This window comes from Haloferax sp. YSSS75 (genome assembly GCF_046764215.1).
Taxonomy (GTDB): Archaea; Halobacteriota; Halobacteria; order Halobacteriales; family Haloferacaceae; genus Haloferax.
Window position 1 is genome coordinate 2,191,607 of record NZ_CP177206.1, and the last position, 13,814, is coordinate 2,205,420.

At 62.2% G+C, this 13,814-nt stretch carries 12 protein-coding genes and 1 pseudogene; 7 read left to right on the forward strand and 6 right to left on the reverse strand.

Going from position 1 to position 13,814, the window contains the following annotated elements; translation table 11 throughout:
* Positions 1 to 57 precede the first annotated feature (57 nt).
* Positions 58 to 696 carry a metal-dependent hydrolase gene (locus ACK3R5_RS11630; RefSeq protein ID WP_411967065.1) on the reverse strand — a complete coding sequence of 213 codons (639 nt, stop codon included), beginning with the start codon at positions 694 to 696 and terminating at the stop codon, positions 58 to 60.
* 223 nt (positions 697 to 919) lie between these two features.
* On the opposite strand from ACK3R5_RS11630, the gene ACK3R5_RS11635 reads away from it, so the two are divergent.
* Together ACK3R5_RS11635 and ACK3R5_RS11640 are read left to right on the forward strand one after the other, a co-directional pair.
* On the forward strand, positions 920 to 1,627 hold the full coding sequence (locus ACK3R5_RS11635) for a helix-turn-helix domain-containing protein (RefSeq protein ID WP_411964218.1): 708 nt from the start codon (positions 920 to 922) through the stop codon (positions 1,625 to 1,627).
* Between the two features lie 110 nt (positions 1,628 to 1,737).
* Entirely contained in the window at positions 1,738 to 2,040 is a 303-nt protein-coding gene (locus ACK3R5_RS11640) for a hypothetical protein (protein ID WP_411967067.1), read from the forward strand.
* A gap of 140 nt (positions 2,041 to 2,180) precedes the next feature.
* On the opposite strand, the gene hmgB is transcribed toward ACK3R5_RS11640, so the two are convergent.
* Positions 2,181 to 3,518 (reverse strand): hydroxymethylglutaryl-CoA synthase, encoded by a 1,338-nt coding sequence (hmgB, locus tag ACK3R5_RS11645; protein WP_411967068.1) that lies wholly within the window; start codon positions 3,516 to 3,518, stop codon positions 2,181 to 2,183.
* 235 nt (positions 3,519 to 3,753) lie between these two features.
* On the opposite strand from hmgB, the gene ACK3R5_RS11650 reads away from it, so the two are divergent.
* Complete coding sequence (locus tag ACK3R5_RS11650) at positions 3,754 to 5,406, forward strand: Ig-like domain-containing protein (protein WP_411967069.1); 1,653 nt, start codon at positions 3,754 to 3,756, stop codon at positions 5,404 to 5,406.
* 164 nt (positions 5,407 to 5,570) lie between these two features.
* On the opposite strand, the gene ACK3R5_RS11655 is transcribed toward ACK3R5_RS11650, so the two are convergent.
* From ACK3R5_RS11655 to ACK3R5_RS11665, 3 genes are all read right to left on the reverse strand, one after another.
* Positions 5,571 to 6,158 carry a DUF2150 family protein gene (locus tag ACK3R5_RS11655; RefSeq protein ID WP_411964222.1) on the reverse strand — a complete coding sequence of 196 codons (588 nt, stop codon included), beginning with the start codon at positions 6,156 to 6,158 and terminating at the stop codon, positions 5,571 to 5,573.
* Positions 6,159 to 6,330: 172 nt separating this feature from the next.
* Positions 6,331 to 7,179, reverse strand: coding sequence for a TatD family hydrolase (locus ACK3R5_RS11660; RefSeq protein WP_411967070.1), 849 nt, complete (start codon positions 7,177 to 7,179; stop codon positions 6,331 to 6,333).
* A gap of 72 nt (positions 7,180 to 7,251) precedes the next feature.
* Positions 7,252 to 7,731 carry an NYN domain-containing protein gene (locus tag ACK3R5_RS11665; RefSeq protein WP_411967071.1) on the reverse strand — a complete coding sequence of 160 codons (480 nt, stop codon included), beginning with the start codon at positions 7,729 to 7,731 and terminating at the stop codon, positions 7,252 to 7,254.
* Positions 7,732 to 7,953: 222 nt separating this feature from the next.
* Between ACK3R5_RS11665 and ACK3R5_RS11670 the strand changes: the two are divergent.
* The 3 genes and pseudogenes from ACK3R5_RS11670 to ACK3R5_RS11680 all read left to right on the forward strand — a co-directional run.
* Positions 7,954 to 8,409 (forward strand): annotated as a pseudogene (locus ACK3R5_RS11670) (S8 family serine peptidase); the annotation flags it as partial.
* Between the two features lie 201 nt (positions 8,410 to 8,610).
* Positions 8,611 to 9,903: an ATP-grasp domain-containing protein gene (locus ACK3R5_RS11675; protein ID WP_411967072.1), complete on the forward strand. Its 1,293-nt coding sequence runs from the start codon at positions 8,611 to 8,613 to the stop codon at positions 9,901 to 9,903.
* Positions 9,904 to 10,269: 366 nt separating this feature from the next.
* Positions 10,270 to 10,527, forward strand: coding sequence for a hypothetical protein (locus tag ACK3R5_RS11680; RefSeq protein WP_411967073.1), 258 nt, complete (start codon positions 10,270 to 10,272; stop codon positions 10,525 to 10,527).
* 39 nt (positions 10,528 to 10,566) lie between these two features.
* On the opposite strand, the gene tuf is transcribed toward ACK3R5_RS11680, so the two are convergent.
* Positions 10,567 to 11,829: a translation elongation factor EF-1 subunit alpha gene (gene tuf / locus ACK3R5_RS11685; RefSeq protein WP_411964227.1), complete on the reverse strand. Its 1,263-nt coding sequence runs from the start codon at positions 11,827 to 11,829 to the stop codon at positions 10,567 to 10,569.
* A gap of 680 nt (positions 11,830 to 12,509) precedes the next feature.
* Here tuf and ACK3R5_RS11690 point away from each other — a divergent pair.
* A complete protein-coding gene (locus ACK3R5_RS11690; protein ID WP_411967074.1) occupies positions 12,510 to 13,769 on the forward strand; it encodes an aminoacyl--tRNA ligase-related protein in 1,260 nt (419 codons plus the stop codon).
* Positions 13,770 to 13,814 lie beyond the last annotated feature (45 nt).

Here is a 13,814-nt window from a genome sequence, read left to right on the forward strand (position 1 = left end):
TCGGTTATGAAGCCTCGGAGTCGGACGGTGGGTAGAACGCTCGGAGTCGAACGGTGGTCAGTCGCGTCCGCCCCACACTCGCGCCGCGGCGAGTCGGCCACCGACCACGCCAGCGCCGAGGAGGACCAGCATGAGTTCGAGACCCGACGACGCGAGCGGTGCGATACGCTCGACGTTCTCGGGTTCGGCACCCGGCGACGGGTCGACCACGGTACTGTAGTGGAGCGTCTCAGTCGTCGGCGGTGGTTCCTTCGCACCGAACTCGACGAACGTCTGGACGAACCCGCGCGTACTCGACCACAGTGCCTCGCCGTTGATGGCGATGAACGCGTCTCGGAGGGGGTAAAATGCGTTGACGCCGTTGGTAAAGAGGTCCGGCATGATACCACCGCCGAGGAGCGCGGCGATTGCCACCCACGCGACGACGACGCCACGGGTACCCCACCGACGCCGAATCACCGACTCGTCTCGGAGACGCGTGTCGTAGGCGACGAGGGCGGCGAGCAACAGGGGCAGAAAGAGCGTGTGGAAGAGCGACCGATGACTCCCGGGGAGAATCGTGCTGGTGAAGGAGTCGAGGTCAGGAACCGCCGCCGCCACGAGGACGACGAGAATCGCCCGTGAGTCGAACCACCGACCGAGTAAGGCCGCCCCGACGAGTCCGCCGACGGCGACGTGAACGAGGGTCGATGGCATATCACACACTCACCATCGAACGAACTTGAGGTTTTGCGTGGGGTTCACTCGCTTCGCTCCACCACGACGTTCCACTCACCTCGTTCGGGGAATCGTGTGAGATTCGTCCACGTCTGCCGCGCCGAGTTCGTCAGGCGACGATGACCCCTTTCGACACTCTTTTGCAGGGGACTCCCGCACGTTACGCCATGTCTCACCCCCCCGTCGTATGGAGGTGCTGCCGATGACCGCGGCCCCACGCGACGACCTCGCCCGCCGAATCGCGGGAGAGATTACTCTCTCTGACGACCCCGGCGCGACCCTCCGGAAGTGGCGAACCGACTTCGACATCTCACAGACGGCCCTCGCCGAGCAACTCGACGTCTCGTCGTCGGTCGTCTCGGACTACGAGAGTGGTCGTCGCGAGAGTCCCGGCATCGGCGTCATCCGCCGCATGGTCGAAGCGCTCCTCGACATCGACGAGGCCCGTGGCGGGAGCCGTATCCGGCAGTACGCTCGCGTCCTCTCGGCCGGATTCGAAAGCGACATCGTACAGGACCTCCGGGAGTATCCGACGTCGATTCCGCTCGACACGTTCTACGACGCCATCGGCGCGACCAAAATCGTCGACGGCGACCAGGACCGAATCAGCGGCCACACCGTCATCAACAGTATCCAGGCCATCACGCGCCTCTCGTCAGAGGAGTTCTACCGACTCTACGGGCAATCGACGAGTCGTGCGCTCGTCTTTACGGACGTCACCCGCGGCGAGTCACCACTCGTGGCGATGCGCGTCGTCACGCCGACGCCCAACGCAGTCGTCCTCCACGGCCTCACGGAAGACGACCTGTGGGAACACGCGCCGTCGCTCGCGACTATCGACGGATTCGGCCTCGCCGTGACCAACCGGGACCTTGACACGATGCTCGAAGACCTGCGGAAACTCCCCTGACGAACGTTCGCCGAGTCGCCTCGTCCGTCGAACCGGCATCACTTCGGTTCTCCAGAGTGTCCTCTCGAAGGCCAAAAAAAGAGACATGGTGGGAGCGACTAGCACTGCACATGAAGTTCCGCGAACTGTCCCCGTTCCTCGAATCGGAGTTCGACTACCCGGTCACGTCGGACCTCGTGGTCGAAAAAGCGGGCGACGTTCCAATCGAGGCACCTGACGACGACAACTCCGAGACTATCGAGACGATTCTCTCCCGACTCGGCCCAGAGACCTACGCGTCGCCGGGGGAACTGTACACCACGATTATCGGTAACGTGAGCGACGACTACATCGGACGGAAGTTCTACGACGACCGTGGGGGCGACCCCGCAGAGTCGTGGACGTTGGCACCCGGCCGTGTTCGGTCGTTCTAACCGCCACACCTCCTGCGGTCAGGTCGTCGCTGGCCTCTCGGCCGAATCGACCTGCACTCGTCGACGAAAAAGAACCCAATCGCGAGGAGTGCGTAGCACACTCTGACTCCGTTCGAGTGAGCGGACTCGCTCCTCGACGTCTATTCGACGTATTCGTAACGCCGCTCGTTCATCCGACCCCAGCCAGTGAAGACGAACTCGCCTTCGGGTTGGGTGAACTCCTCGACTTCGATTTCCTTCTCGTGGTTGTGGACGTCGTGGATGAGTTCGTAGTCCTCGAACGAAATCTCGGTTCGGTCCTCGAGTTGGCTATCCACGTCGACGCCGTCGATTTCCTCGCGCCACGTCTCCTGGACCGTCTCGGCGTGAATCTCGGCCTGCGCGCCGGACCCGTAGGAACCGACGAGGAGCTTCTTACCGGCCATCTCTTTGTCACCCTCGGCGGCGGACTTCAGCGCCGACAGGCGAGCGATGTGGACAGACCCCGTGTACCAGTTGCCGACACGACTGGAGATGTCGATGGTCGGGTCGATGACACGGTCGTACCAGTCGCGGTACTGTTCGGTCGTCTTCAGGTCGTCCATGTAGGCGCGGATGGCCTCCTCGTAGTCGTCCCACGTCTCGAAGTCGACTTCACGGGGCTGGCGGCCGATTTCGCCTTCGAGTTCGTCTTCGATTTCCGTGTCGCGACTCATGTGACGGAAGCCGAGGAGCGCCGCCTTCCGGACCATGCCGGGGAACGGCGTGTGGAACGGGATGTACTCGAAGTGGTCCGGGTGGGTCCGACCCGCGACGCTCTCGTAATCTTCGAGTGCTTCGCGCATGCGAGCGAGATACACCTGCATGGAGCGCTTGCCGTCGACCGAGGGGAACTGCTGGTTGGGCTTGAGGAAGTCCGTCTCGTCCATGCTCCCGTAGCCCTGTTCCGTCGAGAGTTCGACGAGGTCCGGGTCTTCGTCGATGAGCATCGCGACGGCACCGGCACCCTGCGTCGCCTCGCCCGGGTCACCGCGCTCGTAGAGTGCAGTGTCCGTGGCGATGACGAGTGCCGAACGACCACGGTTGCGGCCCGCTTTTATCCAGTTGTACGCGTCGTCGAGACTCTGGGTCCCGGCGATACACGCGAACTTACGCTCGCCTTTGTTGGCGTGGCGGAAGTCCTCGTCGTACACCTGTTCGAGACAGCCTGCGATGTACGTCGACACCGGCTTGGAGTTGTCGAACGCGGACTCCGTCGCAACGTCGATTCGGCCGATGTCTGCGGGCGTCAGCCCCTTTCGGTCCATCAGCGACTTGGCGGCGTTCGCGCCCATCGTGACGATGTCTTCGTACACGTCGGGGAACGACGAGGTGTAGAGGCCGAGGCCCTTCGTGTACTTCTCTGGGTCTTCACCCTTCACTGGCGCGAAGGTGTTGGGGAGGTCTAAAACGAGTTTACCGGTCCGAATCTCGATGGCGTCGATGCCGACGGAAGTCATAGTCGGAGATACAGAGCAGGGGGATAAGATTTTGTCGATGGTGAGTTACGTCGTTCGTCGAAAAGCCGCTATTCTGTGGGCGTTCAGTTCGGTTCGTCGCACGATTCGTCTCGGTCGGACGCGACAGCGCACCGTAACGGGACTGCGAACTGACACGACGCCCGTCTCAGAACCTCTTGGTCGACTGAGAGTCACGGCAATAGACCTATACCCTTCCACGCGGTTTTCCCCGCCAATGGACTTTCTCGACAGTGAACGAGGACAGTCGGTGCAGGTTGGTGCAATCCTCCTGTTCGGCATCCTCGTCATCGGCCTGTCGCTCTATCAGGCGACGGTCGTTCCGCAGGAGACGAAAGCGACGGAGTTCGAAGCGTACCTCGACGCTTCGGATGACCTCGTCTCGCTGCACAACAGCATCCTCACGGGTGCGACAGAAGACGTGCAGTCGGGGACTACCGTCCAGACCGGCGTGCGATATCGTCCGCGCGCACTCTTCGTGAACCCCGGCCCACCGACGGGAAGTCTCTCGTTTTCCGACTCGACCGACGTTACGATAACTGGGGCGGTTGCCGTCGACGGTGAACCGGATTCGGTCGAGACGGTGTGGGACGGGAGTCCCAGAGCGTACGACACCAAGACGCTCCGCTACACACCGGACTACAACGAACTCGACGCGGAACCAGTCTCGCTGACGGGGATGGGCGTCCACCGGGAGACGGGCGCGAACGTCGTCCCACTCGGTGGGCAGACGCTCCTCTCGGGTAACCGACTCACCGTCGTCACCATCGACGGCCGAATCGGTTCGTCGAGCATTCAAACACCGCTGACCGTCACGCCGGTCACGTCCGCGACGCGAACCGTGACGGTGACGAATTCGAGTGGTAGCGACATCGAAGTCACCGTCCCCGTCGGGGCCAACGCGACGGCGTGGAACCGCTCGACTGTGGCAGACCGGATGCGAGAAAACGGCGACGTCGTCTCGGTTACGGACCTCGACGCCGCCGCCGACGCGACGAACACGCTCGTTCGGATAACCCTCGATGGGTCCGAGACGTACGAGTTGCGCCTCGCAAAGGTCGAGGTGTCCTCGGCGTCGGCGACGCCGTCGGTGACGCAACCGCCCGCGGACTACCTCGTTCCGGCGACGACAGACGTCACCGCGTCGCCCGGTGAGACCACGTCAGTCGTCGTCGAAGCGCGCGACCGGTACAACAACCCAGTCGGTGGCGAACCAATCGACTTCACGGTCACTGGTGACGCCACGCCGGCGAGTCAGACCGTCACGACGACTGACGAGGGGGAAGCCAGATTCACGTTCACTGTCGACGACGACGCCTCGGGCGAGATTACCATCGAGGGAGGCGGCACTGACCTCGACGGAAGTGGCACGGTCGAATCCGACGAGTCGGTGACGTACACCATCCCAGTCGTCACCGGAGACGGGTCGGGAAGCGGTAGCGGTAGTGGGGACGGCGGTTCGACCGACGAAATCAACCCGCCGAACGACTACGAGGGAGACGTCATCCTCGAGAATTCGGAATCCCGGTCGAACTCCAACTCACACATCGTGGACGTGACGCTCAACAACACCGGTGCCTCGCGGAACATCACGAGTTTCCGGGTGTCTTTCTACTACCCGGACCAGGGTGGCCAGTTGGCGAACGGAGTCACGTTCAACGGTTCCGCCACGCAACCAGTCGGCGGACAGCAACACGAACTCGGGACGAACAGCGTCTCCTTGCCCGCCGACACCTCGACGGAGGTTGCACTGGAGTTCTTCAAAGATGGCTCGACGAATCAACTCAGCACTGACGGTGACTTCTTCATCCTCACCGTTCGGTTCGACGACAACCGGGTCGCGACGTACTTCGTCGCAGTTCCGAAGTAGCCATCGCCAGCGACCGACTGGTCGTCGGTCCGCGTCGCCGCCGTCGAGGCGTCCTCCGCAGCGACTCACCACGTCGAGCGCTTCGTTCGCGACGCTCGCGTCCCACGAGTGTCGTCACTCGATGACGGAAGGCGAAACAGAAGCGAGCGAGAAGGAGGCCGAGATTAGTCTTCTTCTTCGACGACTTCGGGTTCCGAGAGGCCGCTCTTGAGGCTCTCGATACCGTCGACCCACTCCGTGACGAGGCCGAACTCGATGTCTTCGAGGACGGAGATATCCAGTTCCTCCCCGTCGACGACGTTCGTCCCCATCTGGACGATGTAGCCGAGTGCTGCGTCTAAGTCGTCGTTCGCTTCGGCGTCTGCGGCGGCGAGCACGTACGCCTCCAGTTCGTCTTCGAGTTCGGCCGGCCCGGCGACGAGGTACTCTTCGGCCGTGAAGAAGGCACACGTGAGACTCGTCTGGACACTGCCGATGAGAATCTCACCCTCTTCGTTCTCGGATTCGAACTCGGCTTCCGCCATGACGATGTCGTGGACGGTGGCGAGTTCGTCGAGTGCCTCTTCTTCGTCGAGCGTGCCGTCGTCGTACGCCGTCAGAATCTTGGCGATGGCGATAGCCGCGTCGTTCTGGATGTTCATCAGGAGACGACCGGTCTCCTCGCTTTCGAGGTCCAGGTCTTCTTCTTCGACGCGTGTCAACCAGTTCTGCCAACGTTCCGGGGAGTAGTATCGTTCCTCGGCCTCGGTCATACCTACAACCTCCCGTGCCGGACTCAAATGCCTTTCTTATCCGATGGCACCGTGTGCGACCCCGGAGCGTGCGGGTTCGACGCACGAAAATCGCCGACGGGAGTCGGATGACCGACCACGAGGACGTCGTTCACGATGGACACACTGTCAGTGTTCGCTACCAGACGCCGGTCTACCGGTCGAGCGTCGCTTCGGTGTCGACGTCGTAGACGAGTGCCGGTGTCTCGACGTGTGCGTTTCTCACCGCAGCGTCGTAGCCTTCGTCGAGCATCCAGTCGACGCGACGGGGAACCGTCTTCGGCCCCATCACCGCGCCGGGTCGGTCCGGGTCGTCGATGAAGTCAGTCTCCATGAGGAAGGGTTCGTCGCGTCCGGCGGCGACTTCGAGTCGGTCCCTGTCGCTCATGACGCTCGGGGTGGCGCCGGTGAGGTGGCCCTGTGCGTAGTGCTTGACGACGCGCTCACGAGGGACGCCGCGTTCGTCGGCCCACGACGCGACGTCCGAGATGTCGGTGGTCGACTCGGTGTGGAGTTGGAGGGCGCAGTCGCAGTCGGCGGCGAGTTCGAGTCCGTGTTTGAGCACGTCGTTCGACGCCTCCCAGACGGCGTCGGTGACATCGTAGTGTGGTCGCCCGGACTTGAGTGCGAGTGCGTCGCCCGTGCGGACGTACTCGGCGGCGGTGTCGAGGCCAGCACACATCAGGTCGCGCGCGTCTTCGGGGGCGTAGCCTCTGTCGTCGACGAGTTTCGAGACGAGTCCGGGATGGACACCGAGGACGGGCCACGCTCGGCCGTCGAGTAGTTCGGAGGCCTCCCGAACCACGTCGATAGTCGTCTCGAAGACGGGGCGGAAATCCTCGCCAGTCTCCACCTCGTGGCCGAGAAGCCACGAGGGCTTGTTCACGACGAGAAGGTGCGTTCCGCCGCTTCTGGCGAAGTCCTTCACCGCCTCGAGGCCACGGCCGTGGGCCGGGTCGAGGTGGAGGTGATTGTCCAGTATCGGCGTGTCGAACTCCTGCATGGTCGTGTGGTCGGCCGGGCGGGAAAAAAGCGAACCGTTCGGTATCGGTGCGGGGCGGCGACGGCGACGCGACTACGATTCGGTTTCGTCGGTGAGTTCGTCGAGCGTGACGGCGTGCGTCGCCGCGTTCTGGAGGGCGTCGGACCGGCCGTAACTGCCGGGTGCGATGGCGACGGTTCGGAGGCCGTATTCGTTTGCCGTCTCCAACGCGGGCTTGAAGTCGGTGTCGCGGGAGGCGATGGCGACGACTTCGGCGCGACGCTCGACGGCGAACCGTGTGAGGTCCACCGCGAGTTTCACGTCTACGTCCCCACTGGTGACGACGACTTCGAATCCGCGCGCCTCGGCCGCCTGAATCAGGCCGGGCGTCGCGTGTTCGTCGAGGTAGAGTCGTGCCGTGCTCATCTGGCCGCCGAGTGCGCGCGCCGCCTCTCGGATATCGTCTAAGTCGACGTCGAACTCGTCGCGGAGGACGTTCGGTCCATCCACGAACAGGGCGACCCGGCCCGATGGCGCCTCGTCGGAACCGAACAACCGCCGCAAGAGGTCCATACATCACCTCACCCGGTTTCGCGTTTATAAATTTCGAGGTGTGCGTTCGACGGTCACCGCCACCGCTGTTCGTCGGAGCGGGAGTCACCGATGGAGATGCCCAAATTGGAACTATATTCAGATTCGCCTCAGAAAGTAGGATATAATTTTGGTAATTGGGTGAAATATCGATTTCAGTCAAGCAAGAACATAAGAAGACTCTCTGATGAGATGAGTGTGCCCATGGCAGGCACCTCACGTGTCGGACGACGCACCTTCCTGCGTCCCTCCGCCGCAGCAAGACTCGCCGGCGACGCCGGCGTGACAGCGGCGACACCGAGGCGAGCGCCGGGCCCGAAAGAAGACGAGGTCCTCGTTGGCGTCTCGAAGACTGCAGGCAGTCCTCGGGTGGTCATCGAAGCACACGTGACGGGTGACGAACGCGTCGTCCACGAGAACGAAACGCTCGGCTACGCCGCGGTCAAATCCCTCGCAGAGGCGCCCGACCAGGCGTCCGAGAACGTCATCTCGGCAAGCGACACCGCGCTTGGACGTCCGAGCGTGACTGTCGCCGACGAATATCACGGAACCCATGTTGCAGGTATCGCCGCCGGAACCGCGGACGACGACGACGGAACCGGCGGCATCAGTAACTCGTCGCTCCTCTCAGGGCGGGCACCCTCAGAGGACGAACACGGTCGACGAGTGACACGCTAAGCATCACGAAAACGCAGTACTGGACTACGGGCACCCCGCGATTTCCGGCGCCCGTGCAAGCACAGCAACGACCCCTCTCGGAATCTTCATGAGCAATTTCGGGTGCGGTCCGCACACTCAGCAACTCCCATTCTTTCGTCCAACTCGCGATGCGCTGATACTACTGGACGTCGTATCTCACCTATGAAGGACGGGGGGTCAACCATCACAGTCGGGATTCTCGGCTTTCACGATAGCCGGGAGACGAAAGCACTCAGTAACACGATTTCGTCGTTGGGCCACGAACCGATTTGGCTCCACGAAGAGGCGGTGGGTATCGACGTCTCGTCCGACGGGGTGACACTCGACCCCGACGTGGATGTCGTCGTCAACCGACTCTTACTCTCGAAGTCGACGACTCCACTCGAAGACCTCTCTATCGCGAGTTGTTATGCCGCCGTCCGCCCCGTTCTCAACGACCCACGAAGCGTCCTCTTCGCAGTCCACAAACACGCGACGTCGGCCAAACTCGCTGCAGCAGGCGTCCCAGTCCCGCATACCTATCTCGCGACGGGTGCGGCCAAGTTGAACGAAGCGCGCTCTGCCTTCGGGACGCCCGTCGTCTACAAGACGGCTATCGGGACGAACGGCGGCGGGACGTGGCTCGTCGACCACGAACGCCCACTCTCGGTGAGCGTCGACGGGCGTCGCGCGTTCGTCCAAGAGTATCTCAGTGAGGCCGACACACACCGTGACCTCAGAGTCTACGTCGTCGACGACAAAATCGTCGGCGCGATGTATCGGTACGCGCCGGCAGGAGATTGGCGGACCAACGTCGCACTCGGGGGCGAAGTCGAAGACGCGACAGACGACGTCTCACAACAGGCCGCCGGCGCAGCACTCCACGCGGTTCGCGCACTCGGACTCGACTACGCGGGCGTCGACCTCATCGAGGGTCCGAACGGGTGGGTCGTACTCGAAGTCAATCCGACTGCTGGCTTCCGTGGCCTCTTCCGAGCGACGGGGCGGTCACCCGCCGCAGCCATCGCACGACTCGCCATCGAACGCGCGGGTGGCACCGTCGACGACGCCGACGTCGAACGCCTCAGTCGCCAACTCGACGGCTCACCGCCCGACGACGCACCGTCGTCGGTCCGGGACCACCGGGTCCCAGTCGTCGGGTTCACGGAGCAAGTGACCGTGACCGGAATCAGCGGGTCGAAAGACGTGCTCGCACACATCGACACGGCGGCAGACACGACACGAATCACGCCCGAGTTGGCAATCGAAGTCGGTACCGAACCACCCTCGGTCATCTCCGACGACGCCACTCCGCGGGTCGATATCGTCGTCGAATTGGCTGGCGAGCGTCGGACCGTGACCGCCGTCCTCGACGACGACGTCGGGAGCGAGACACCGCTTCGCATCGGCCGGGACGTCCTCCGGAACTACTACGTCGACGTTCGGCGACGCGTCAGCGACGTCTCAGAGGTGTAAGTACTCCTTGCTATATCAGGCCCGTTCGTTAACTTACTTGCCCACGTCGATACCGTCGCGCTCGGTTCACTGCAACGGACGGACCACACAGCTGTGGGCGGTAACGTTTCTCAGAACAGACGCACCCCGTCTCGGGGGTGTAACCGACCCACGACATGTCCCACACCGGCCCCAACGAACGGTGCGTGGACCGTCCGGGTGCTAGCTGGGACCGGGCCGTTTTGTCGACTCATCGCCCGACGTGAGAGTGTCGTGACGGGGGCGTTGTCGCAGACGTTCCTAGAAACGTGAAAATCGCTAATTAGTTTATAATGATTTATTAAACGAGTCGCCGGCTTTATGCTACATTCACACATATTACTGTTCATGCCCGAGACGATGTCCACAAAGGCAGCCAAGACATACACGATTGTGAAAGAGGTAAACCACCACGGTGCGGCGACACTCCGGGACGATGACGGGTCGACGTACCACGTCACCTCGTACGACGACGAGACGCTCCGTGAGTTCTTGGCTACCCACCGCGCTGGCGAGCAGGTTCGGATGGACATCGAACGTGCAGGCGTCCGTGCGAACGTCTGGCAGGTCTCTGCACTCTACCCGGGAATTCAGGGCCAGACCTGAACGCGTCGCGCGAAAAGAACAGTCAGACCGGGCACCCGGTCATTCGTTGACTTCGAGTACCTTGCCGGCGGCGATGGTCTGTCCCATATCGCGGATGGCGAAACTGCCGAGTTCGGCAATTTCGGACGATGGCTCGATGCTGAGTGGTTTCTGTGGCCGGAGCGTGACGATTGCCGCGTCACCGGCTTTGATGAAGTCCGGGTTCTCTTCTGCGACTTCACCCGACGCAGGGTCGAGTTTCTGGTCAAGCGATTCGAACGTACACGCCACCTGTGCGGTGTGCGCGTGGATGACCGGCGTGTAGCCAGCGGTGATGACCGACGGGTGTTGCATGACGACGATTTGCGCCTTGAACGTCTTCGCGACGGACGGCGGGTCGTCGGCCGGGCCACAGACGTCACCACGGCGGATGTCGTCCTTGCCGACACCACGGACGTTGAACCCGATGTTGTCACCGGGGCCGGCCTCACCGACTTCCTCGTGGTGCATCTCGATGGTCTTCACTTCGCCGCCAGCGTCGGACGGCATGAACCGGACGTTGTCGCCGGTGTTGAGGATGCCCGTCTCGACACGTCCGACCGGAACAGTCCCGATACCCGAGATGGTGTAGACGTCCTGAATCGGAATGCGAAGCGGTGCGTCCGTCGGCGGTGACGGTTCTGGAAGGTTGTTCAGCGCCTCCAGAATCGTCGGCCCGTCGAACCACGACATGTTCTCCGAGTGTTCGGCGATGTTGTCTCCTTCGAACGCCGAGATGGGGATGAAGCGGGCGTCGTCGGTGTCGAACCGAACCTGTTTCAGGAGTTCTTGGACTTCCTCTTTGACCTGTTTGTAGGTGTCTTCGCTGTAGTTGACGACGTCCATCTTGTTGACGGCGATGATGAGCGTCTCGATGCCGAGCGTCCGGGCGAGGAAGACGTGTTCGCGAGTCTGCGGGGCGACACCGTCGTCGGCGGCCACGACGAGAATCGCGTGGTCGGCCTGCGACGCGCCCGTAATCATGTTCTTCACGAAGTCGCGGTGCCCCGGCGTGTCCACGATAGTGAAGTAGTACTTGTCCGTGTCGAAGCGCTGGTGGGCGATGTCGATGGTGACACCGCGTTCACGCTCCTCTGCGAGGTTGTCCATGACGTAGGCGAATTCGAAACCGGATTTGCCTTTGGACTCTGCTTCCTCGCGGTGCTGTTCGATGATGTGTTCGGGGACGCTGCCTGTCTCGAACAAGAGTCGACCGACGAGTGTCGATTTTCCGTGGTCGACGTGTCCGATGATGGCCAGGTTCTGGTGTGGTTTGTCTGCCATGGGTATCAGGGCACTGTTGCCCAGTTCGGTAGAATATGTCACCCAAGGGTATATCCGTTTTCCCGGGAGACACTGCTGAGACCCGAAATTCGGGGAGTAGAGACGTTCAAACCCCAGATAGTCTCGTAATACTAGAGTAACCTACAGGTTAGACGAGGCCGGCGGTATTCGACCGACTGGCGTCGAATCGAGAGACTAAGACACCCTCAGTAGCCGAAACAGCAGGAGGATACAGGAGAGAAGATTCGAAACGAAACGTTCACAGGTCACGCATCGCAGCGGACATCTCTGCGAAGGTGGCGGTGCGGCGAACGGGCGTCGAGCGGACGGTGGTCTGGTTCTCAGAACTTACAACAATCATAGTAACTATTTCCACCTTTGTGCTAATAAATCTATCTCCCGCCACGGAACGTGTCACGTGAGTGCACAGTGCAGTCCACGATAGACAACACGTCTCACTATTATCCGACAGAATGTGGGAAGATTTATTCGTTCATCGACAGTTCCTCTACTCGTATGGCAACAGACCAACGAATCTGTATCCGAAGCCGTGGGTCCGGTGCGACTCACGGCTGGGTTCCGCGATAGCCGTATCGACACTGTTTCTGCCCGACTACTGACGAGCGTCTCTCGGACAGTCCCTGCGATAGCGAGCGACTGCGTTACTGGAGGTGAGTCCTGTGCGACGTAGCGACCTGACCCTGTTCACGAGTCGCGAAACGCGGGGCTGGGAGAACGACACCGTCGGACTCCTCGTCCGTGCGGGCCTCATCCGGCAGTTCGGGAGTGGGTTGTTCGGCTTTGCCCCCTCCGGAGAGCGCGTCCGCCGGAACGTCATCCGGCGAATCGAGGCAGAGATGGACGCCATCGGTGGACAAGCAGTCAGTCTGCCCAGTCTCCAGCACAGGGCCATCTGGGAACAGAGCGGACGCTGGGGGAGCTTCGAGGGCGAGATGTTCACCTTCGAGAACCGCGACGGACAGGAGATGTGTCTCGCACCCTCGCACGAGGAGGGTATCGTCCACCTCGTCGAAGGCGTCGTTCGGTCGGCCCACGACCTGCCCATGCTCCTGTACCAAGTCGAGCGGAAACACCGCGACGACCATGCCCGAAACGGACTCCTCCGCACGAAGGAGTTCACGATGAAAGACGCCTACAGCCTCCACGCCACCCGTGAGTCATTAGACGAGTGGTACGTGCGCGTCCGCGAGGCGTACTGTCGCATCTTCGATGCAGTCGGCGTCGACTTCGTCGTGGTAGACGCCCAGAACAGCGTGATGGGCGGGACCAACTCTGAGGAGTTCGTCGCCCCCGTCGAGAGCGGGAGCGACACACTCGTCTACTGCCAGGCCGATGGCTGTCGGTTCGGTGTGACGGACGAGTCGCCCGGTGTCCACGTCGACGCCGGTGACGCCTGCCCCGACTGCGGCGAAACGCTCGTCGCGGGCGAGGGTATCGAGATTGGCCACGTGTTCAAACTCGGGACGCGGTACTCCGAACCCGCGGCCCTCACCGTCGACACCGCCGACGGGACGACACGACTGGTCCAGATGGGGAGTTACGGCATCGGCGTGGACCGACTCGTCCACACACTGGTCGAACAACACGGCGACGAGAGTGGCCTCCGATGGCCCGTGACCGACCACGGAAGCGTCGCTCCCTACACGCTCGCAATCGTCCCCCTCGACTACGACGAGGACATCGCTGCTGTCGCCGACCAACTCCATCACGTGTGTGGGCGCGACGAGACACTCCTCTTCGACGACGACGACCAGACCATCGGCGAGCGCTTCGCCGAGAGTGATTTACTCGGCATCCCCTGGAAAGCAGTCCTCGGCAACAACTTCCGGGAGACAGGGACTGTCGAACTCGAAAACCGCGACGGCGAAAAGCAGTTCGTCGCGCTCGAAGACGTCGCCAGCGTCGTCGGACTATCGTAACCGACGGCAAGTCGCCACACGAACACGCCATTTTTCGGTCACCGG